We start from the raw sequence: 22,336 nt of genomic DNA, 5'->3' as shown, positions 1-22,336 counted from the left end.
CGTTCAATCTGAGCCATGATCAAACTCTTCAATTAAAAGTTTTTTTGTTTCCGAAGAAACGACTCAATGAATTCTGAATCGACTTAACTTAATAAGTCGTTGTACATATTGCTATGAACACTCATTCATTGATTTAAATTTTGATTACTCGCCAAACGGCAGAGTAATTTCGATTAACTCAACACCTGTGAGTGTCCACACAGATTTGCTTGATAAATTGTTAAAGAGCGTTGACCATCGCCTTATCACAAGTGATTTCAGCGGGTCAGGGCTGCGTATTCTACGCATTCCCGTTTTTGCGTCAAGTAGTTTTTGCAACTTTCTTTTCGCTCATCGAGGAGTTAATCACTCGATGAACCGACACTTGAAACTACGTATTGCTGTCTGCCGTGCCAGTGGATGCGCATTATAGGCAGCAGAACTTTTTACGCAAGGGCTTTTTTCGGTTTTTTTGATCTTTTTTCAATAGTTTCAGTTAGTCACAAAATACCCACTATTTATCCTCAAACTTATCCACAAAACAGATAAAAGCGGTTAATTTTAGTACAGCTTCACTCAGGATTTATAGCCGGAGGATTTTAGAGTCGGTAGAGAGTTAAAGGACTTATAAAGCAGCAGGTATAAAAAAGGCGACTATCACAGTCGCCTTTTAGAATGAGTTCACGTATTGAATTAACTTAGCTTGCCGTGGCACTGCTTATACTTACGGCCGGAACCACAAGGACAAGGATCGTTACGACCCACTTTATCGCCATCGCGGATCATTGGCGTATGAGCCATTATCTCGTCGCTACCATCATCCCCACCCACTAAAGCTTCGGCTGCTGCGTGTTGATAGTCGCGTTGGATCTTAGCATCTTCTTCACGACGACGAGCTTCCATCTCTTCTACGTCTGACTGTGCTTGTACTTGTACCTTAGATAGCACGCTAATAACGTCATGCTTTAAGGTCGACAGTAATTGCTGGAACAGTTCGAAAGACTCGCGCTTGTATTCCTGCTTTGGATTCTTCTGCGCGTAACCACGTAAGTGGATACCTTGGCGTAAGTGATCCATTGCCGCTAAGTGTTCTTTCCACAGACCATCGAGGGTTTGTAGCATCACGGCTTTTTCGAACTGGCGTAGTACTGGCGCACCGACCATTTCTTCTTTTGCTTTATACGCATCAGACCAAGAAGTGATGATACGCTCACGCAATGTTTCTTCGTGTAAGTCGTCTTCTTTATCTAGCCATTCTTGGATTGGCAGTTTTAGCATAAATTCTTGCTGTAAACGTTGCTCTAAACCAGGAACATCCCATAACTCTTCCACTGATTGTGGTGGAATGTATTGGTCGATCACTGCACTGATCACATCGTCTTGGATATTTTTGATGGTGTCTTCGATACTTTCGGCATCCATCAACTCGTTACGCTGTGCGTACACCACTTGACGCTGATCGTTTGCAACGTCGTCAAATTCGAGCAGTTGCTTACGAATATCGAAGTTACGCGCTTCTACTTTACGTTGTGCGTTTTCAATCGCACGGGAAACCCATGGATGCTCGATTGCTTCGCCTTCTTCCATCCCCAGTTTCTTCATCATGCCTGAGACACGATCCGAGGCGAAGATGCGCATTAAGCTATCTTCCATAGAAAGGTAGAAACGTGAAGAACCCGCGTCACCTTGACGACCTGCACGACCACGTAGCTGGTTGTCGATACGGCGAGATTCATGGCGCTCAGTACCTAAAATATGTAAACCACCGGCGGCGACCACGGCATCGTGGCGCACTTGCCAGTCGGCCTTAATTTTGGCTTTTTGTTCCGCAGTTGGATTCTCGAGGGCGTCAATTTCCATATTCCAGTTGCCGCCTAACACGATATCGGTACCACGACCCGCCATGTTAGTGGCAATAGTCACAGCGCCAGTGCGACCCGCTTGAGCAACAATTTCGGCTTCTTTTTCGTGGAACTTAGCGTTAAGCACTTGGTGCGGGATCTTCTCCTTCACCATTAAGCGCGCTAAGAGTTCAGATTGCTCGATAGAAACCGTACCCACCAAAACAGGTTGGCCACGTTCACGGCAGTCTTTAATGTCTTTAATAATCGCTTGATACTTTTCATTAGCGGTTAAGTAAACTAAATCCGCCATATCCTTACGTACCATTGGACGGTTGGTTGGCACAACCACAGTATCTAGACCATAGATGTGTTGGAACTCAAACGCTTCGGTATCGGCCGTACCTGTCATACCCGCTAACTTCTCATATAAACGGAAGTAGTTTTGGAAGGTAATTGATGCCAGGGTTTGGTTTTCGTTTTGGATACGAACGCCTTCTTTGGCTTCAACGGCTTGATGTAAACCTTCTGACCAGCGACGACCTGGCATAGTTCGGCCAGTGTGTTCGTCAACGATGATCACTTCGCCATCTTGAACGATATAGTCCACATCACGCTCAAACAGGGTATGCGCACGCAGCGCCGCGTTCACATGGTGCAGTAGCGAAATATTAGCTGCTGAGTAAAGTGAGTCGCCTTCGGCCAACATGCCACGTTCAATCAGCAGGTTTTCAACCTTCTCTTGACCACGTTCAGTAAAGTGCACTTGTTTAGCTTTTTCATCGATGCTGTAGTCACCCTCACCCACATACTCTTCAGAGTCTTCTTTATCTTGACGGATAAGACTTGGGATAAGCGTGTTGATCTTGATGTATAGCTCAGAGCTGTCTTCCGCAGCACCAGAGATAATCAGTGGCGTACGGGCTTCGTCGATAAGGATTGAGTCGACTTCGTCGATCAGTGCATAGTGCAATGGACGCTGAACACGCTCTTGTGGCGAAAAGGCCATGTTGTCGCGCAGATAGTCGAAACCAAATTCGTTGTTGGTTCCGTAGGTAATATCGGCGTTATAGGCGTCTTTTTTCGCCTGCTGGCTAAGGCCTGCTACGTTGATCCCAACTGTTAAGCCTAAGAATTCGAACAATGGACGGTTATTCTCGGCGTCACGACGGGCTAAGTAATCGTTGACGGTAATAACGTGAACGCCTTTACCGGTTAAGGCATTTAGATAGGCTGGAAGGGTCGCGGTTAAGGTTTTACCTTCACCAGTACGCATTTCAGCGATGCGGTTACTGTCGAGCACCATACCACCGAGTAACTGCACGTCAAAGTGACGCATCTCGAACACTCGCTTCGATGCTTCACGCACAGTTGCGAAGGCTTCCGCCATAATCGCTTGCAATGACTCACCAGCTGCTAAACGCTCGCGGAACTCGGCAGTTTTCGCTTTAAGCTGCTCATCGGTTAATTTTTCATAATCGGCTTCAAGCGCATTAATCTTATTAACTACTTTCTGTAACCCTTTGAGGGTACGGTCGTTGCGACTACCAAATACTTTTGTCAGTAATTTACCAAACATCTGAATCACTTATTTTCTGTAGGCCAAGTCCATGATGGAAACTAGAAGCCAATTGTTTCAATTAACCTGCCTTGCGGTAGACAAACTTCTGTGGATCTATCTGCTGTCCGCCACGCAACACTTCATAATGCACATGAGCCCCTGTTGAGCGCCCAGTGCTTCCCATACTGGCGATGGTATCGCCTTTTGCGACCACATCACCTACAGCTACTGACAAAGCTTTATTATGACCATAGCGTGTACGTAAACCGTTACCATGGTCGATTTCGACCAATTCGCCATAGCCAAACATATTCCCAGCCCAAGTCACCACGCCTGCTGCAGTCGCGACAACTTTAGCCCCTTCTCGACCGGTAAAATCGATCCCTTTATGCATGGTTCGACGACCGTTGAAAGGGTCATTACGTAATCCGTAGGGCGACGATAACCAACCTTTATCGAGTGGGAGCCCTGATACATAACGTTCAGCATCTATATGGTGGTTAGATGACACTGTTTCAAGTAGTGATAGTTGAACATTATTGTTGTCAATTCGTGATGCCAGTTTATCCATATCATCGATAAGCTGACCAAGTTCGATATTCGAGCCTAATTCGCTCAAGCCACCGACACCCACTTCAGAGGAAAAATCAAAGTCTTCATCCAATTTGTTTTGTTTAGCGACTTGTTGACCTAAGGCCTCGAGACGGGTGATTTTAGCTTGCATGCGCGCAACATGGGTCGCCAGCATGGCTAGCTGTGACTCTGTGGCACTCTTTAATTCTAAGACTTGCTTCTTTTGTTGTTCGCGTTGGATACGATCGTTATCGACACTGGCTTGCTGGTTTTCAAACTTAGCAGAGTTGTGTTGATAAATACCGGCACCAGTAGCTAACAATAGCATGGGAAGGAGCAACCAGCGTTTACTGGGTTGCCAGCGCGTAACGCCATTCCGACCTTGAATAAATACTGTTACACTCATAGCCTAATTCAGCCATCTTATTATCATATGAAAAAGCCCCCTCAGGATCTCAGCCAATTACTACACCAGTCAGGCACATTGCCCGATATAGCTGAGAAAGCGGAACTACTTTTATATCTGGATCAGCACGTGAAGCAGATTGTCGCAGGTCCTGTTGCGGAGCAGCTGAAAGTCGCCAATTTCCGCCAGGGTGTTCTTGTGGTTGAAACCACTTCGGCAGCATGGGCTGCACGAATTAATTTCCAAAAGCCGAAACTACTAGCGCAGCTTCAAGCAGAAACGCTCCCAATCCTTACCGCAATTGAAGTTAAAGTCAACCCGAGATTAGCATTGTATGACGCAAAGCCGAAACAGGCGCACAAGCAACTCAGTCCAGCTGCGGCAGAACATATTGCTGCGCTTGCAGAAAATGTGAGCGGAACACTAGGCGAAAAACTAAAACGGCTGGCCACATTGGCCAGCCGTAATAAGTAAACATAAAGCGCTATTAAGCGTAAACCGCGCCACCTGGCACAGTAAAGCTGACGGGAACATCGGCTTCTTTCTCAAAGCTCACCAGCTCCCACGCATCCTGCTGCGCCAATAAGGCTCGCACTAATTGGTTATTCAGTGCATGACCCGTTTTATAGGCAGTAAACTCACCAAGAATGGCGTGCCCTGCCACGTAGAGATCACCAAACGCATCTAAAATTTTGTGCTTAACGAACTCATCCTCATAACGCAGGCCGTCGGGGTTGAGGACGCGATATTCATCAAGTACAACCGCGTTTTCCATGCTGCCACCTAATGCTAGGTTGTTCGCACGCAGATACTCAATATCACGCATAAAACCAAAAGTACGGGCACGGCTAATGTCTTTAACAAAAGCAGAAGTAGAGAAGTCCATCACCACATGCTGTTGACTACGAGCAATTTCAGGGTGAGCAAAGTCAATTTTGAAGTTGACTCTAAAGCCTTTGAATGGCTTCAGCTCGGCCCACTTATCACCGTCTTCAACACGCACAGGGCGTTTAATCTTTAAGTACTTCTTAGGTGCAGCCTGCTCTTTGATACCCGCAGACTGAAGTAAGAAGACAAATGGGCTCGCACTGCCATCCATGATTGGAATTTCAGGCGCGTCCACTTCGATTACGGCGTTATCAATGCCTAAACCCGCTAAGGCTGCAAATAAATGCTCAATAGTCGAAATACGAATACCTTCGTCATTGACGAGTGCCGTACACATTGTGGTTTCGCGAACTTGTTCCGCCTTTGCTGGAATAGCAACGGGAGGATTCATGTCGGTACGCACGAGTACGATCCCTGTATTGACTGGTGCGGGCATAATGCTCAAGGTGACCTTGTTCCCAGAGTGCAAACCGACTCCAGTAGCCTTCACCATTTTTTGAACAGTTCTTTGAAATATCATTCAGTTACCCGTTTAGATTTCTATAATTAAGCCTAATATTTGCACACGCAGCGGCGGCAAAACGACCACATAGGTGCTACATGGTAACATAAGTTGACCATGTCATACAAATGTAGTCATTGGGTGGTAAAGCCTCACAGAGCAAGGCACCACCCTACACGCTGGACTCAAATACCTGTTTTAGTCAGCTTGCTTACGCAAAAACGCTGGGATATCTAAGTAATCCAATTCATGCTTTGTTGAAGGTGCTGGCGCAGGAGCCGGTGCTGGCGATGCAGGTAACACGTTACCTTTTGGCGCCGCATAACTCACATGAGTCGCTTCTTCGACATAGGCTTCGACTTTTGGTTCCACAACCACTGGCTCTGGACGTGGTGCTGGCTTAGAAACCAGTTGAATATCAGGACGCTTTTCAGCACCGATACCCGTTGCAACCACGGTAACACGCAGCTCGTCGCTCATTTCTGGGTCGATCACCGCACCCACAACCACTGTGGCGTTGTCAGAAGCGTAAGCTTTAACATGGTTACCCACGGTTTCGAATTCTTCGATGCTCATGTCCATACCTGCGGTAATGTTAACTAACACACCACGGGCACCGGCTAAGTCGATGTCTTCTAACAATGGGCTGGCAACTGCCGCTTCAGCCGCTTCTTCCGCACGGTCTTCACCACGCGCAACACCGGTACCCATCATGGCATTACCCATTTCGGACATAACGGTTTTCACGTCCGCAAAGTCGACGTTAATCAGACCAGGGCGAGTGATCAGCTCAGCAATACCTTGTACTGCACCGAGTAACACGTTATTCGCTGCGGCAAATGCATCGAGTAATGACGTACCACGGCCCAATACTTTTAATAATTTTTCGTTAGGGATAGTGATTAACGAATCCACGTGCTTGGCGAGCTCAGCGATACCTTGCTCGGCATAAGCCATACGCTTTTTGCCTTCGAAAGGGAAAGGCTTAGTCACGACAGCAACAGTTAAGATGCCTTCTTCGCGAGCGATTTGAGCCACCACTGGCGCAGCACCTGTACCCGTACCACCGCCCATACCGGCGGCGATAAAGATCATGTCTGAGCCTTTGATCGCAGCACGAATGTTTTCGCGGTCTTCTTCCGCTGCGGCACGACCCACTTCTGGGTTGGCGCCAGCGCCAAGACCTTTAGTGACATCGCGACCTAATTGAATCGTTGAGCCAGCGCCTGATTTACGTAGCGCCTGTGCGTCTGTGTTGGTAACGACAAACTCAACACCTTCAATGTTGTGTTTGACCATATGTTCGACAGCATTACCGCCGCCGCCGCCAACGCCGATGACTTTAATCACCGCGTCGTCTGAGTGAGTGTCCATGATCTCAAACATTGTCTGATCTCCGTGTTGCCTGCGTTATTAAAATTCACCCTTAAACCAGCTTTGGACCCGATTCCAAGCACTGGTAACCCCTTGACGCTCAGGACGCTCGAATTGACGCTCAAGCACCCGTCTTGCACCATAGTGAAGCAATCCAACCCCAGTGGAGTAAATAGACTGATCCACGTATTCGTATAACCCTTTAACTGGCAATGGTGAGGCAACGCGTACTGGCATCCCAAAGGTTGCCTCCGCGATGTCTACCACGCCTTGAATCGACGCCGTACCGCCTGTTAACACGATACCTGCGGCGATTTGATCTTCTAAACCACTGTCTTTCAGCTCCTTGAGCACTAACTCAAACAGCTCTTGATATCTCGGCTCTACCACTTCTGCCAAAGTATGGCGCGACATGCTACGCGATGGACGACCACCAACCGATGGCACTTCGATACTGTCTTCGCGGCTCACCATGGAGCTACGCGCACAGGCGAACTGCACTTTAATTTGTTCAGCATGTGACGAAGGGGTGCGGAAAATCTTCGCGATATCGTTGGTCACTTGGTTGCCCGCAACTGGTACAACCGCGCAATGACGCAACGCACCATTGGTGTACACGGCGATATCCGTCGTACCACCGCCGATGTCGACGATACATACGCCTAAGTCTTTTTCATCGAAGGTTAATACCGCATCCGCCGACGCAATGCCGGAGAACACTAAGTCATCGACCTTCAAGCCACAGCGCTCAACACTCTTAGTGATATTCTTCGCCATATCGTTGGCGCAGGTCACTATGTGTACCTTGGCTTCCATCCGCATGCCTGACATGCCGATAGGGCTGCGAATACCGTCTTGTACGTCAATCGCGTATTCCTGCGGTAACACATGCAGAATGCGACGTTCCGTTGGGATCTTCACCGAGCGAGCGGTGTGGATCACGTTGTCGACGTCTTCCTGTGTCACTTCCTCATCGTTAATCGACACCATGCCATTTTCGTTTTGGCAGGCGATATGTTTACCGGAAATGCTCAGATAAACCGATGATACTTGGCAGTCCGCCATTAATTCCGCTTGATCGAGCGCGCGTTGCACACTGCGCACGATGGAGTCTAAATCGTTAACGCCACCCTTATCCATGCCCCTTGAAGGGTGGTTACCAAGGCCGACTATGCTGATTTCGCCATCGGGCAGAACTTCGCCTATGATCACTGCGACTTTAGAGGTTCCTATGTCCAATCCGACGATCAGATTTCTATCTTGGTTTTTGGTCATTAATTATCGGCTCTCTTGTTTGTGCATCGCCCCAGCCTACGGCCAACCCTGTGTCGTAGCGCAAATCCACTCTGGCAATCGGTTTATCTTGTTTCGCCAGTAACGGATAAACAGTGATAAACCTTTGTATCCTTGCCATTTTATCTTCTCGACCTAGGTCTAAAACAATACCGTTACCCAGTGTCGCGTGCCACGCATGACGTGGCGTTAAACTCAAATTGGCCAAGGTAAAGCCATTAATCTTCAGTAGCGAGTTAACCTGCGCGTAGGCGGTTAACACTTCGGTCCCCATATCATCTGGCCCTGATAAATAAGGCAGATGCTCTAGCTCAGGATGCGATGGCGCTTCAAACACTTCACCATGCACATTGAGCCAAGCGGTGCCATTCCAATGGGCGACCGGTTGTTGCTCCTGTAAATACACCCTGAGTTTCGCTGGCCACTCACGCCTCACTGACGCGCGATACACCCAAGGTAAGGCTTCTAAGGCCTGTTGCACTAAGGTGATGTCTGCGCTGAAAAAACTCCGCTGCATTAAATCCTGTAGTGCAATTTGTATATCTCTATCAGTGGTGTAAGTCCGTTCACCTTTGATGGCTACAGCCTCAATGGGCAGCGTGCTGGCATCATTTAAAAACTTATGCAGTTGGTAGCCACCAAAGACAAAACTCCCAATGACTAACCATAAAAAACCAATTCCGCTCCACAGGTACCAATTAACCCGTGACATCCTCGCCCACCAGTGTCGCCTCTTATCACTCCAAGACACGTTTGTTTCCACCTTTCAACGACACTACTAAAAACCACAGAAAATCGGCCATTATATAGAGCTAAAGCCTCGGGTCAAAATTTCCTTTAAACCCGAGTTGTCCCGCAATACATCAAGGTTTTACCTCGGTTGTCGCGGCAACGCTAAAGCCCAATTCAGAGGCAGCTAGCTGGCGCGACAGGGCGCCTATATTACCCGCACCTTGGGTCAACAATAAATCCCCCTCCTGCAACACATCGGGTAGCACTTCGGCTAACTGATCTGGGCTGGCGATAAAGATGGGATCTAACTGTCCGCGCAAGCGAATCGAGCGACACAGTGCACGGCCATCGGCACCGGGGATCGGCGCTTCACCCGCGCTATACACCTCGAGTAACAACAAGCAATCCACTTGAGACAACACTTCAATAAAGTCTTCGTACAAGTCACGGGTACGAGTGTATCTGTGTGGCTGATAGGCCATGACTAAGCGTTTATCCGGCCAACCTGCACGCGCCGCTTTAATGGTCGCCGCCACTTCACTGGGGTGATGACCATAGTCGTCCACTAACATCACTTCGCCCTTTGGCGTTGCGAACTTACCTAAGTGTTGGAAACGACGGCCAATACCTTGGAACTCAGCCAAGGCTTGAATGATGGCGCTATCATCAATTTCATCTTCTGTCGCCACGGCAATCGCCGCGAGCGCATTTAATACATTGTGCTGGCCTGGCAGGTTAAGCAGCAGATCTAAATCTTCTTTGCCTTTACGTCTGACGGTAAAGCGGCATTGGTGACCCTGCTGATGGAAGTTCAGCGCCTGCACGTCAGCATCATCACTGAAACCATAGGTGATCATATGGCGACCAATACGCGGCATAATCTCGCGCACGACAGCGTCGTCGATACAAACTACCGCCACGCCATAGAATGGCAGGTTATGCAGAAAGTCCACGAAGGTCGATTTGAGCTTTTCAAAATCCCCACCGTAGGTGTCCATGTGGTCGGCTTCGATATTCGTCACCACGCTGACCATAGGTTGCAGGTGCAAGAAGCTCGCATCACTCTCGTCGGCTTCGGCGATAAGATAACGACTCGTACCTAAGCGAGCATTAGTACCAGCACTGTTCAGCAGGCCGCCGATCACGAAGGTCGGATCGCGCCCCGCTTGACCATACAAACTGGCAATCAAACTTGTGGTCGTGGTTTTACCGTGAGTTCCCGCAATCGCCACACCATGGCGATAACGCATCAACTCTGCCAACATCTCGGCGCGGCGCACTATGGGAATACGCAATTCCTTCGCCGCAATAATCTCTGGGTTCTCAGGATTAATCGCAGTCGAGACCACCACCACATCGGCTTGCTGCACGTTATCGGCACCATGGCCGATATGAATTTTCGCGCCCAGCAGGCAGAGTCTGTCAGTCACGGCGTTTTGCGCGATGTCTGAACCACTGACGACATAACCTTCGTTTACTAATACTTCAGCGATCCCGCCCATGCCCGCGCCGCCAATGCCGACGAAATGAATACGCTTAATCCGGCGCATTTCTGGGATCATACTTCTTAGCTGTAAGTATCTTTCTGTCTTAGTCATACCTATCCTTTCTCGGCGAGAGCAATACACACTTGGGCCACCTGCTCGGTCGCATCCAACACGGCAACATCTCTCGCTCTTTGGCCCATTTGGGCTAATTCTGCTCTGTCATTGGCAAGTAACTGTAATTTACTCACCAGTTTATTTACGTCCAAGATGGCCTGCGGCAATAGGAAAGCAGCGCCAGCCTCAACCAATACTTGGGCGTTACGGGTCTGATGGTCATCCACGGCATGGGGATAAGGCACCAGAATACTCGGTAGTCCCACCGCCGCTAACTCGGATACCGTCAGCGCGCCGGCACGGCACAATACCACATCCGCCCAGCGATAGGCGGCTTCCATGTCATCAATAAATTCGGCAACGTTAACGCCGCCCTCTTGTCCTTGCTGTTGATAAGCCGACTTAACGCCCGTCAGATTATCCTTACCCACTTGATGCCAAACCGTAATCGACTGCTGCTTACTCAGCGCGGCCACCACTTCGGGCATTAAGTCGTTAAAAACTTTGGCGCCTAAACTGCCGCCCACCACTAAGACTTTTAAGGCATCATCCGCGGCTTGCTTAGGCTCGGCACCTAAGGCGATAAGCTCGCGACGAATGGGGTTACCCACCACCTTGGCCTTCACCTGAGTGAAGGTATTTTTAAAGGCGCACAGTACTTGATTCGCAATTCGCGAGAGTAACTTGTTGGTCATTCCCGGAATGGCGTTTTGCTCATGCAGCACTAAGGGCACGCCAGCCAATTTCGCCGCCACACCGCCCGGGCCACTGGCAAAACCGCCCATGCCTAACACCACATCAGGCTTAAATTCGGCTATCACCGCCTTGGCTTGCAGAATCGAGCGCGCCACTTTAAAAGGCGCTGCCAATTTACGTACTAAGCCATTACCACGCACGCCCTTGATATCGATAAAATCGATATCGAAGCCATACTGAGGCACTAAACGTGCCTCCATACGATCGGCTGTTCCTAACCAACGAACTTGCCAACCTTGCTGCGCTAAATACTTTGCCACCGCGAGCGCCGGGAACACATGTCCGCCCGTGCCGCCTGCCATGACTAAAATACGTTTACCCGCGTCGGTCATTACTTCAATCTCCCTTGCACGGCCTGAACTAAACTCATGCGCCGCTCATAATCGATGCGCAGCAATGTCATTGCCGCCGCCGTCATGACCCATAGACTACTGCCGCCGTAACTCACAAAGGGCAGTGTTAACCCTTTAGTAGGTAACATACCAATGCTTGCGCCCACATTAACGACGGTCTGGAAACAGATCCAAATTCCAATGGCATAGGCCAGATAACCTTCGAAGGCTTTGTCCATCACTAAACATAAATTGCCAAGGCGAATGGCCCTTAATGCCACAAACAGCAGCACGGATAACACAGCGATAATGCCGACAAAACCTAACTCTTCACCAATCACGGCAAAGATAAAGTCGGTATGTGCCTCGGGGAGGTATTCCAACTTTTGGATACTGTTGCCAAGGCCCTGACCAAACCAATCACCCCGGCCATAGGCCATCAGCGATTGCGTTAACTGATAGCCACTACCGAATGGATCCTGCCAAGGGTCTAAAAACGAGGTCACCCGGCGCATACGGTAAGGCTCGAGCAGAACCAGCGCCACGAATGCCAACACCCCGGCAAAAATCAGCGCGAAAAAGTCCAGCAAACGCGCCCCCGCGAGGAACAATAGCCCCACAGTGCCGACGAACAACACCACCACGGTACCTAAGTCGGGCTGCATCAAAATCAAAATTGCGTAGATCGCAAATACCGCAATCGGCTTATAGAAGCCCTTCGCATTTTCACGCACTTCCTGATGCCGACGCACCAGATAACCCGCCATATACACAGAGAACGCAAACTTAGCGACCTCAGCCACCTGAATACGAATGGGACCTATGGATAACCAACGGGTCGCACCGTTGACTGTGGTACCCACAACCAACACCGCCAGCAACATCAAAAACACGCCTAGCAACATGATTGGGCTCATCCGCTGCCAGGTTTGCATCTCGACCCTCAGCACAAAAGCGGCAATCACTAAGCATCCCAACAGATAACCCACATGGCGGGTCATAAAGTGGAAGGGATTGCCCGTCAAGGTTTGCGCCTCAGGCATAGAGGCCGACATGACCATGACAAAACCAAAGCCAATCAAAGACAGCACGGCCGTGAGCAAAGCCCGGTCGTACAATTGCACGCCCGGCACCTCGTTATCACGTTGCCAGTTAGGCAGTGCGTTTAGCACTCGCCCAAACAGGCTGAGCTGTCTTGCATCACTCGCCATCGAGTTGCTCCACTTGGCTTCTAAAATCATCCCCACGAGCCATAAAGTTGCTGTACATATCTAGACTCGCACAGGCTGGCGATAGGAGTACGATATCGCCCGAGGTGGCTAACTCGGCGGCCTTAGCCACTGCAGCAGCCATAGAGTCCACCTTGATGGCTCCTTCCTTCAATGCAGCTATCTTATTACCATCGCGACCCAAGGTGATGAGGTGTGTCACTTTCGTTAACGGCTCGACCAACGGACTGAAATCCGCGCCCTTACCATCACCACCGGCAATCAAAATAATGTCACCTAAGTGATCGCTCAACCCATCGAGCGCCGCGACGGTGGCGCCAACATTGGTCGCCTTAGAGTCGTTCACATAGGTCACACCACCTTTGACCCCTACCACTTCGCAACGGTGAGAAAGGCCAGTAAAGGTGCGAGCCACTTTGGCCATAACTTGCTTATCCACACCCACCGCGTAGACCAAAGCCATTGCAGCAAGTAAGTTGGCATGGTTATGACTACCAATCAGCGATACTTCGGTGATCGGCATAATTTCACTGTGACCGTGGTAAATCTTGCTATCACAAATGCCCCACTCGTCGCCCTCTGGCGGCGCTAAACCAAAGCTGTTTTGGTTCATCGGCTCAGTCGGGATAGTCAGCGCATCATCACGGTTAAAGATAATGGAGCGGCTTTGATGGTACAGACGCAGCTTGGCCTTACGATAGGCATCCATATCGCTGTATCTGTCCATATGGTCTTCGGTCACGTTCAAGCAGGTCGACGCCACGCAGTTCAAGCTGTGGGTGGTTTCGAGCTGGAAGCTCGATAACTCAAGCACAAAAATATCGGCATTTTCAGTCAGCAGATCGAGCGCCGGAATACCAATGTTGCCCCCCACGGCCACCGCCATGCCAGCTTCACGCAGCATCTCACCCACTAAGGTGGTGACGGTCGACTTGCCGTTTGAGCCAGTAATCCCAATCACGCAAGGTTTTCGGTCGGCAATCTCACGGGCAAATAGCTCCACATCGCCAATGACTTCAATCCCCATATCCAGTGCCGCGCGCACCTCGGGCGTATCAATCGCAATACCTGGGCTGATAATGATTTGCTTTGCTTGCACTAAGTAACGGCAATCGAATCCGCCGGCAATCAGCTGCACCTCAGGGAATGCGCTGGCAAGGGTGTCCGCACCGGGAGGTTGGCGACGGCTATCCATCACCAAGGGTGTGATCCCTTTTCCACACAAATAGCGCACTACCGAGAGCCCGGTGGCGCCCAAACCTAACACTATGTGTGAGTACTGACTTTGCATGAGCGATTACCTTAACTTCAACGTGGCTAAGCCGAGTAACACTAAGAAAATCGAGATAATCCAAAAGCGGACAATCACGCGTGGTTCAGGCCAACCTTTTAACTCATAGTGGTGATGGATAGGCGCCATGCGGAAAATGCGCTGGCCTCGTAACTTGTAAGAACCGACCTGCAGGATCACAGACACGGTTTCCATCACAAACACACCACCCATAATCACTAATAGGATCTCTTGGCGAACCAGTACCGCAATCGCGCCTAAGGCAGCGCCTAAAGACAGCGAGCCCACATCGCCCATGAAGACCTGTGCTGGATAAGTGTTAAACCATAAAAAGCCTAAGCCTGCGCCCACAATCGCAGTACAGACGATCACTAGCTCACCCGAACCAGGTAAATGCGGAATGTGCAGGTAATTAGCAAATTGAGCATGGCCAGACAGATAGGCAATCAAGGCAAATGCCGCGGCCACCATTACCGTTGGCATAATCGCCAAACCATCGAGACCATCGGTTAGGTTCACCGCGTTGCTCGAACCTACGATAGTAAAGTAGGCCAATACGATAAACACTGCACCAAGCTGTGGCATCACATCCTTAAAGAAAGGTACGACTAACTGGGTTTCACCTGGGTTAGACGCTGTGGTATAGAGGAAGAAAGCAATGATCAACGCCGCTAAGGATTGCAGAATATACTTCCAACGCGCGATCAGCCCCTTAGTATCTTTACGCACGACTTTGCGGTAATCATCAATAAAACCGATCATGCCGAAGCTGCCCAATACAAACAGCATCACCCACACATAACGGCTACCGAGATCGCCCCACAACAGCACACTGATAAAGATGGCGCCTAAAATCATCAGGCCACCCATAGTCGGCGTACCACGCTTACTGAAATGCGACTCTGGCCCGTCGTTACGCACAACTTGGCCAATCTGCATTAACTGCAAACGCTCAATCAGTTTAGGACCCCACCATAAACTAAACATTAATGCGGTTAACAAGCCTAAAATGGCTCGAAATGTCACATAGGAAAATACGTTAAACCCAGTATGAAAACGGGTTAAATACTCGGCCAGATACACCAGCATCTACACTAACTCCCCACGCCCGAAGGCTACTGTTAGGCCATCCACGACCCGCTCCATTGCGGCACTACGTGAACCTTTAACTAAAACCGTCACCTGTCCCGGCAACTGGTTGATGTGTTTTATGAGTTTTTCTACTAACGTCGCCACGCTGTCATGGTGCTCCGCCCCGAAAGCTTGGCTAGTGTGCTGAGTTAAGGTGCCGGTACAGAACAGAGCATCAATGCCCTGTTGCTTAGCCAGTTGTCCCAATTCAGCGTGTAAAAGGGGCGCATTGTCGCCTAATTCGCCCAAATCTCCCAGTACCAAACAACGATTTTCAGAAATTTCCTTTAACCAAGCGATAGCCGCCCCCACGGATACAGGGTTAGCGTTATAGCTATCATCGATTAAACGGACTCGGCCTAATTGAGTTGGTTGCATACGCCCCTTTACAGGGGTCAACTGGCTCAAGCCTTCAGCGATTTCCTTCAGGCTCAATCCCAAAGCAATACAAACACTTGCCGCAGCTAGCGCGTTGCTGACTTGATGACGACCTGCGAGGGGCAGAGTCACTTCGCAGGACTCTCCCGCATAATTGAGGATAAAACGATAGCAACCTTCGCTATTGGTTTTGTGGCCAGTGGCAATCACATCGATTTGACGTTTAGCCGCACCTTCCTGTTGGGAGAAGCTCAATTGCTTATATTGTTTCGCTTTTACCCGCATCACATCGGCAAAGGCGTCATCGGCATTGATAATCGCCGTGCCACCGGGTTGCAGATGGTTGTAGATTTCCGATTTGGCCTGGGCGACACCCGCCTGTGACCCAAAGCCTTCTAAGTGAGCGCTGCCAACGTTATTGACTAAGGCTACATGAGGACGCACCAAACTCGAGGTGTAATCAATCTCACCTTTATGGTTAGCGCCAAGCTCAAACACCCCGTACTTATCCTCGGGCGTTAAACGCAGCAAAGTGAGTGGCACACCGATTTCATTATTGAAGTTACCAGCCGTATAAAGCACTTGATGCTTCGCCGATAAAATCGTGGCGATCATTTCTTTCACGCTGGTTTTGCCATTGGAGCCGGTTAAGGCTACACAAATGGGGTCCACTTGGTCGCGCACATAGGCGCCAATCGCGCCCATGGCCTTTTGGCAATCGGCAACAATAAGCTGCGGCACATCGAAGGCCAATTGACGCTCGACCATTAGTGCAACGGCACCATTTTCAATTGCCGTGGCAGCAAAATCGTGGCCGTCGAAACGCTCGCCCTTTAAGGCAACAAACAGGGTCGCAGGGCCGATTTTGCGGCTATCGCTGCTTAATGCTTGGATGGTGACATCGTCACCGACTCGATGCGCACTTAAGTGTTGGCTCAGCGCCTCGAGGGAAATTGGGATCATTGGCTTTGCTCCGATAACTGACGTGCCAGGGCGCGCTCATCATAGTCATGACGCACACCTGCCGCCTCTTGGTAAGTTTCATGGCCTTTGCCCGCAAGCAGAATCACATCACCAGGTTTAGCCTCTGCCACGACGTGTTTAATCGCCGCAACACGGTCAACCTCGGTCAGCGCTCGCTCTGGGTGAGTCAGCCCTTGGATAATATCGGTAATAATTTGGTTAGGATCTTCGCTGCGAGCATTATCGCTAGTCACCATAATGCGATCGGCAAATTGCTCCGCCGCTTGCCCCATCAGCGGACGTTTGCCCTTATCACGGTCGCCGCCACAGCCAAACAGGCACCACAACTCGCCCGCGCAGTGACGACGCAGGGCATTCAGCGCCTGTTCAATCGCATCTGGGGTGTGGGCATAATCGACGACTAAGGTAATGTTGTCCGCAGTGGTAAAACGTTCCATGCGGCCAGCCACGGGCACTAAATAAGGTACCTTGGCAGCCAGTGCACGCATATCCATACCCTGCAAATACAAGGCGGATAAAGCAGCGAGTAAATTCGAGAGGTTAAAGGCACCTAATAAAGGAGAGCGAATGTTGATTTCGCCCTCAGGCCAGACAAGTGTTGCCTGCACGCCTTGATCGTTAAATTGGGCATTCTTAGTGTAAAACGCTGCCTCGGTATGCGCTTCAATGCTAAAGCCCCATATCTTAGCGGAGACATTTGCCAGCTCGGATAACCAAGCTGCACCCACGGGGTCATCAAGATTTACTAAGCCGTGGCGCAAAGCGTCGAAGCGAAACAGCATTTGCTTGGCCGCGGCATAATTTTCCATATCGCCGTGGTAGTCCAAATGATCACGGGTCAAATTAGTGAATACCGCCACATCGAAGGGCACGGCATCGACTCGGCCTTGGACTAAACCATGACTTGAGACTTCCATCGCGCAGGTATTAACACCTTTGTCTGCAAACTCATGTAGTTGGCGCATCAGAGTAATGGCATCGGCGGTCGTATTGCCGCTATCGACTAACTCGCCCCACAGGCCATTGCCGAGCGTGCCCATCACCGCCGCTTTACCCTCAAGCAGCGTCACTAATTGCGCGCAGAGCTGACTGGTCGAGGTTTTACCGTTGGTGCCAGTGATCCCGACAATGCCCATAGACTGGCCTTGGACAACGGGATAACGCACTGCGGCGACCGCAGACACTTGCTTAGCTAACTGATAAAAATAAATCTGCACGCCTTGCTCAGTCGCAATAACTTTGCCCTGCTCTTCAATGCTATCCGTATGCACTAATACCGCAGCCGCACCTTGGGCTAAGGCCTTATCGATAAATTGACGACCATCGACCCTATGGCCGGGCAGCGCTAAAAACACATCGCCGCGACGTATTGCGCGGCTATCTAAAGTCAAATCTAAGAGGGTTTGTTCACCCGCGTAGGGGAACCAAGGCGCTAATAGATCCCTTAACAACATCATTCAGTTCTCCCGGCGATTCCCGCCAATTGCACCTGTTCTTTATCGGAAATGGGTTCAACATTTAACATTTGCAGTGCGCCTGACATCACCTTAGCGAATGCCGGCCCTGCCACCGAACCACCATAATAGAGATCACCCTTCGGCTCGTTCACCACAACTACGACCGCAAGTTTGGGATTATTCACCGGCGCGACACCAGCAAATAACGCAACATAATCATCACCATAACCGCCAGCTACCGCCTTACGGCTGGTACCCGACTTGCCAGCAACTGGATAACCATCGATATGCGCCAGCGTACCTGTGCCGCCTTTTTCGGTCACGCCCACCATCATTTGCAATACATCGTGAGCAACCTCTTGTGAGATCACTCGCTCACCTTCGGGGGGCTTTTTCAGTTTTAAAATCGATACTGGATATAGAGTCCCACCATTACCTAAGGTGGCGTACATCCGCGCGAGTTGTAGCGTGGTCGCTGTTAGGCCGTAGCCGAAAGATAAGGTCGCGCGCTCGAAATCAGACCAACGATGGCGATCTTGAATAAGGCCTGCACTTTCACCCGTGAGGTTAATCCCCGAGAAGCTGCCTAAGCCCATGGATTGATAGGTGCCGAGTAACTGCTGCACTGGAATCGACAGGGCAAGTTTACTAATGCCCACGTTACTGGATTTGGCTAAAATACGCGCCAGTGTCATATCGCCGTAGTTACTGGCATCACGCACTTGACGGCCGCCTAAACGCATCCAGCCCGGAGATGTTGGGATCACATCGGTAGACTTAACCGTGCCCGCTTCTAACGCCGCAGCAACCACAAAAGGTTTAATGGTCGAGCCGGGCTCGAAGGTATCCGTCATGGCGCGATTACGCATTCTGAAGGTTTGTAGATTATCGCGCGAATTAGGGTTGTAGGATGGTGTATTCACCATAGCCAACACTTCACCCGTGTGGATATCAAGCACCACAATCGAACCAGAGGTCGCTTGGTTCATCTCGGTAGTGCGCTTTAACTCACGGTAGGCAAGTTGCTGAATACGTTGGTCAATACTCAAAACTAAATCATTCGGACTCTCGCCTTCTTGCACGATATCGAGACGCTCAACCACATGACCATCGCGGGATTTACGCACTTTTTGTTTAGATGGTGTACCAGTAAGCCAGCTGTTGTAGGCGTTTTCGACCCCTTCAATACCTACATCGTCGATATTGGTAATGCCGATAAGCTGGGCAGTAATCTCACCACCAGGATAGTAACGGCGTGACTCGGACTTTAAAAACACCCCAGGCAATTTAAGCTGAGTGATGTAGTCTGCCACCGCAGGCGTGACTTGGCGTTTAAGGTAGGTAAAACGTTTGGTTGGATTGCTGCGCACCTTATCGAGCACATCTTCCACGGGTTCGTGCAATACGTCCGCCAACGCTTGCCAGCGGCGCATATCGGTAAAACCATTGTTATCATTGACTTGTTTAGGGTCGGCCCACACGGCACGCACCGGCACACTCACCGCCAGCATATCGCCGTTACGGTCAGTGATTAAGCCACGCTGCACCTCACGACTGGTGGTACGCAAGGTACGCATGTCGCTCTCGTGACGCAGCTTATCGGGCTCGATAATTTGAATATAAGCAGCACGACCCACAAGGCTCGAAAACATCGCAAATACAAAGCCAACCACGACGTATAAACGCCAGTGGATCAGTTGTGGCTTTTGCTTTTTGCTGGCCTGTTTGGTTTTTGCTTGCCTAGTCATATCTTCCCTATGTTCACGGCACCTTTACCACAACTTCTTCGCTGGGTAAGGGTCGACTCATGTTGAGATCCTTTGATGCAATCCGCGTGATCCGGCTGTGCTCGGTTTGGGATTGCTCTTCCAATAATAAATTGCGCCACTCGATATCTAACCTGTCACGCTCCTGCAGCAGCTGATCCCATTGGGTAGTAAGCTTACGGCTCACATGGCTGGTATACACCACAGCCACAGCATTACTGAGCACGAGCAGTGCGAGTAACAAGATCCATTTGTGTTGCCACAGGTCGTTTAACACAATCCGTGGCAGATTTAATGAGGGCTTACTCACTTTGTTTGCCCTCTAGTAATCTAATCGCTCGGCAATGCGTAACACTGAGCTGCGCGCTCTGGCATTGCGTTCAATTTCCTCATCGGAAGGCATAATCGCCTTACCTATGGCGCGCAATTTACGCGACTTGTTAATTTGATCTTCGGTAATTGGCAGGCCGTGGGGCACGCTCTCACCTTGGCTATGGCGACGAATAAAACGTTTTACGATGCGATCTTCCAAGGAGTGGAAGCTGATAATCGATAAACGTCCCTGCGGCGCGAGTACGGTTAATGCACCTTCAAGCGCTTGATCAATTTGATCTAATTCACTGTTGATATAGATACGGATCGCCTGAAACACCCGAGTTGCGGGGTGTTTGTTACGCTCTTTATTTTTAGTGATCCGCGCAATCAAATCGGCTAAATCTTTGGTACGTAAAAACGGGGTTTTATCACGGTCAGCCGCGATACAACGGGCTATATGGCGAGCATTTTTCTCTTCGCCATAGGTTTTGAATACCCACGCCATGTCTTCAATTTCGGCACGCGCTAACCACTGGGCCGCCGTTTCGCCTTGGCTATTGTCCATCCGCATATCGAGCGGACCATCGCGCAGGAAACTAAAGCCACGTTCGGCATCATCGAGCTGCGGTGAAGACACGCCTAAGTCGAGTAACACGCCATCAATTTTGCCAACCAGACCAAGCTCTTCGACGTAATCGGCTAATTGGCCAAAACCGCCATGTACGATTTGGAAACGGGGGTCATCGGCAAATTGTTTTGCAGCCTCAATGGCTTGAGGATCGCGGTCGATCGCAATCAGACGTCCGTTTTCACCCAGTCTTTGCAGTACTTGTCTTGAATGACCACCGCGGCCGAACGTGCCATCGATATAGATGCCATCGTCTTTGATGTTCAAACCGCCGACCGTTTCTTCGAGCAGAACGGATAAATGGGCAAATTCTTGACTCATTACTCTCTTCTTATTTCTTATTTAGTTATGCGACTCGTTAGAGTGAAAAATCCGCCAGACGCTCGTTATTCGCGAGCTCCTCGCTTCGAATCGTTTCCTGACACTCATCAATTTGCTGCAGCCAAGCTTGCTCATCCCACAGCTCAAACTTATTTAACTGTCCCACCAGCATGATGCGCTTATCTAAATTGGCGTATTGCCTTAGCGGTGGTGGCAGTAATATGCGCCCGTTGCCATCGAGTTCGACCTCATGGGCATAACCCAGCAACATGCGCTTAAGGGATCGTTGGGTTTTGTCGGTATCTGAAAGCTTGAGTAACTTAGCTTCGATCAATTCCCACTCGTGGATGGGATAAAGGAGTAAACACGCGGATTGAATATCGACTGTGATGACGATGCGGCCTTGGTGCTCTAGCTGCAAAGGTTCGCGGTATCGCACTGGAATAGCGATCCGTCCCTTTGTATCTAAGTTGATAGCACTGGCTCCACGAAACACGCTAATTCATCCTATCCTTTGATTTTTGATCCACAAATATCCACTATTTCCCACAAATGCTAAGTTTAGGGATAGTAGACAAGCATTGTCAAGGGATGGGATCCTTTTATAAAGCCAGTCGGCAAGCGGGTTAGCAGCATGTTGAAGCCATAACGTAGCGACAAAGTTTTGACAAAAAAATCAGCGAAAAATCGGCTAAATGGTAGAAACGACAGGGATAAAAGATGAACAAAAAAGCAGCAGCCTTTTGCTTTCAGGCAGTTGCAGTGCAATATTCGCCATAACGTTTCGCTAAATGTGGGATTTTCCCCTTAGGCAAATCACGCTAGACTCACAAAGCACAACAAAATAGACTCAATTTTTACATTCGCATAGGCTTATAGAGCGTCAATTTCTAGCATAAATCGCTGAAAAATTATTTTTGATTGCGGATTTATTCTGCAATTTCGGAAGGTTTTTATTTCACGATTGCGAGGAAGATCAAAACTCCCATGCAATTAAC

The 22,336-nt window shown here is 49.7% G+C and carries 18 protein-coding genes; 1 reads left to right on the top strand and 17 read right to left on the bottom strand.

Annotation, left to right across the window (positions count from 1 at the left end):
• Window positions 1–672 precede the first annotated feature (672 nt).
• On the bottom strand, window positions 673–3,399 hold the full coding sequence (secA, locus tag EYR25_RS20540; protein WP_133182579.1) for a preprotein translocase subunit SecA: 2,727 nt from the start codon (window positions 3,397–3,399) through the stop codon (window positions 673–675).
• Between the two features lie 61 nt (window positions 3,400–3,460).
• Window positions 3,461–4,360: a M23 family metallopeptidase gene (locus EYR25_RS20535; protein ID WP_023265741.1), complete on the bottom strand. Its 900-nt coding sequence runs from the start codon at window positions 4,358–4,360 to the stop codon at window positions 3,461–3,463.
• Between the two features lie 27 nt (window positions 4,361–4,387).
• Between EYR25_RS20535 and EYR25_RS20530 the strand changes: the two genes are divergently transcribed.
• Window positions 4,388–4,834, top strand: a complete 447-nt coding sequence (locus EYR25_RS20530; RefSeq protein ID WP_011718492.1) for a DUF721 domain-containing protein — start codon at window positions 4,388–4,390, stop codon at window positions 4,832–4,834.
• Window positions 4,835–4,847: 13 nt separating this feature from the next.
• On the opposite strand, the gene lpxC is transcribed toward EYR25_RS20530, so the two are convergent.
• From lpxC to mraZ, 15 genes are all read right to left on the bottom strand, one after another.
• Entirely contained in the window at window positions 4,848–5,768 is a 921-nt protein-coding gene (gene lpxC / locus EYR25_RS20525) for a UDP-3-O-acyl-N-acetylglucosamine deacetylase (RefSeq protein ID WP_023265742.1), read from the bottom strand.
• A 180-nt stretch (window positions 5,769–5,948) separates the two neighbouring features.
• Window positions 5,949–7,136, bottom strand: coding sequence for a cell division protein FtsZ (ftsZ, locus tag EYR25_RS20520; protein ID WP_011624294.1), 1,188 nt, complete (start codon window positions 7,134–7,136; stop codon window positions 5,949–5,951).
• A gap of 27 nt (window positions 7,137–7,163) precedes the next feature.
• Window positions 7,164–8,399 carry a cell division protein FtsA gene (gene ftsA, locus EYR25_RS20515; protein ID WP_011073897.1) on the bottom strand — a complete coding sequence of 412 codons (1,236 nt, stop codon included), beginning with the start codon at window positions 8,397–8,399 and terminating at the stop codon, window positions 7,164–7,166.
• Window positions 8,380–9,129: a cell division protein FtsQ/DivIB gene (locus EYR25_RS20510; RefSeq protein WP_011718495.1), complete on the bottom strand. Its 750-nt coding sequence runs from the start codon at window positions 9,127–9,129 to the stop codon at window positions 8,380–8,382. The genes ftsA and EYR25_RS20510 overlap by 20 nt, the downstream gene beginning before the upstream one ends.
• Window positions 9,130–9,280: 151 nt before the next feature.
• Window positions 9,281–10,747: a UDP-N-acetylmuramate--L-alanine ligase gene (gene murC, locus EYR25_RS20505; protein ID WP_133182577.1), complete on the bottom strand. Its 1,467-nt coding sequence runs from the start codon at window positions 10,745–10,747 to the stop codon at window positions 9,281–9,283.
• Window positions 10,748–10,749: 2 nt separating this feature from the next.
• The gene (murG, locus tag EYR25_RS20500) at window positions 10,750–11,838 is read right to left on the bottom strand and encodes an undecaprenyldiphospho-muramoylpentapeptide beta-N-acetylglucosaminyltransferase (protein WP_133182575.1); all 1,089 of its coding nucleotides are present in this window, start codon (window positions 11,836–11,838) and stop codon (window positions 10,750–10,752) included.
• A complete protein-coding gene (gene ftsW / locus EYR25_RS20495) occupies window positions 11,838–13,049 on the bottom strand; it encodes a cell division protein FtsW (protein ID WP_133182976.1) in 1,212 nt (403 codons plus the stop codon). Before ftsW ends, murG begins: the two co-directional genes overlap by 1 nt.
• On the bottom strand, window positions 13,039–14,358 hold the full coding sequence (gene murD, locus EYR25_RS20490) for a UDP-N-acetylmuramoyl-L-alanine--D-glutamate ligase (RefSeq protein WP_133182573.1): 1,320 nt from the start codon (window positions 14,356–14,358) through the stop codon (window positions 13,039–13,041). Before murD ends, ftsW begins: the two co-directional genes overlap by 11 nt.
• Before the next feature lie 6 nt (window positions 14,359–14,364).
• Window positions 14,365–15,447 (bottom strand): phospho-N-acetylmuramoyl-pentapeptide-transferase, encoded by a 1,083-nt coding sequence (gene mraY, locus EYR25_RS20485; RefSeq protein WP_011624300.1) that lies wholly within the window; start codon window positions 15,445–15,447, stop codon window positions 14,365–14,367.
• The gene (locus EYR25_RS20480) at window positions 15,448–16,830 is read right to left on the bottom strand and encodes a UDP-N-acetylmuramoyl-tripeptide--D-alanyl-D-alanine ligase (RefSeq protein ID WP_133182571.1); all 1,383 of its coding nucleotides are present in this window, start codon (window positions 16,828–16,830) and stop codon (window positions 15,448–15,450) included.
• On the bottom strand, window positions 16,827–18,308 hold the full coding sequence (murE, locus tag EYR25_RS20475) for a UDP-N-acetylmuramoyl-L-alanyl-D-glutamate--2,6-diaminopimelate ligase (RefSeq protein WP_133182568.1): 1,482 nt from the start codon (window positions 18,306–18,308) through the stop codon (window positions 16,827–16,829). The genes EYR25_RS20480 and murE overlap by 4 nt, the downstream gene beginning before the upstream one ends.
• On the bottom strand, window positions 18,305–20,056 hold the full coding sequence (locus tag EYR25_RS20470) for a peptidoglycan D,D-transpeptidase FtsI family protein (RefSeq protein WP_023265748.1): 1,752 nt from the start codon (window positions 20,054–20,056) through the stop codon (window positions 18,305–18,307). The genes murE and EYR25_RS20470 overlap by 4 nt, the downstream gene beginning before the upstream one ends.
• A 13-nt stretch (window positions 20,057–20,069) precedes the next feature.
• Window positions 20,070–20,384 (bottom strand): cell division protein FtsL, encoded by a 315-nt coding sequence (gene ftsL, locus EYR25_RS20465; protein WP_011624304.1) that lies wholly within the window; start codon window positions 20,382–20,384, stop codon window positions 20,070–20,072.
• Between the two features lie 12 nt (window positions 20,385–20,396).
• Window positions 20,397–21,338, bottom strand: coding sequence for a 16S rRNA (cytosine(1402)-N(4))-methyltransferase RsmH (gene rsmH / locus EYR25_RS20460; RefSeq protein WP_011624305.1), 942 nt, complete (start codon window positions 21,336–21,338; stop codon window positions 20,397–20,399).
• Between the two features lie 37 nt (window positions 21,339–21,375).
• Entirely contained in the window at window positions 21,376–21,834 is a 459-nt protein-coding gene (gene mraZ / locus EYR25_RS20455; protein ID WP_011624306.1) for a division/cell wall cluster transcriptional repressor MraZ, read from the bottom strand.
• Window positions 21,835–22,336 lie beyond the last annotated feature (502 nt).

Origin of the sequence: Shewanella decolorationis (assembly GCF_004354305.1) — a bacterium.
In the GTDB taxonomy this organism is placed as follows: domain Bacteria; phylum Pseudomonadota; class Gammaproteobacteria; order Enterobacterales; family Shewanellaceae; genus Shewanella; species Shewanella decolorationis.
The sequence above is the reverse complement of the archived record's forward strand: the minus strand, read 5'-3'. Positions and strand labels throughout refer to the sequence as shown.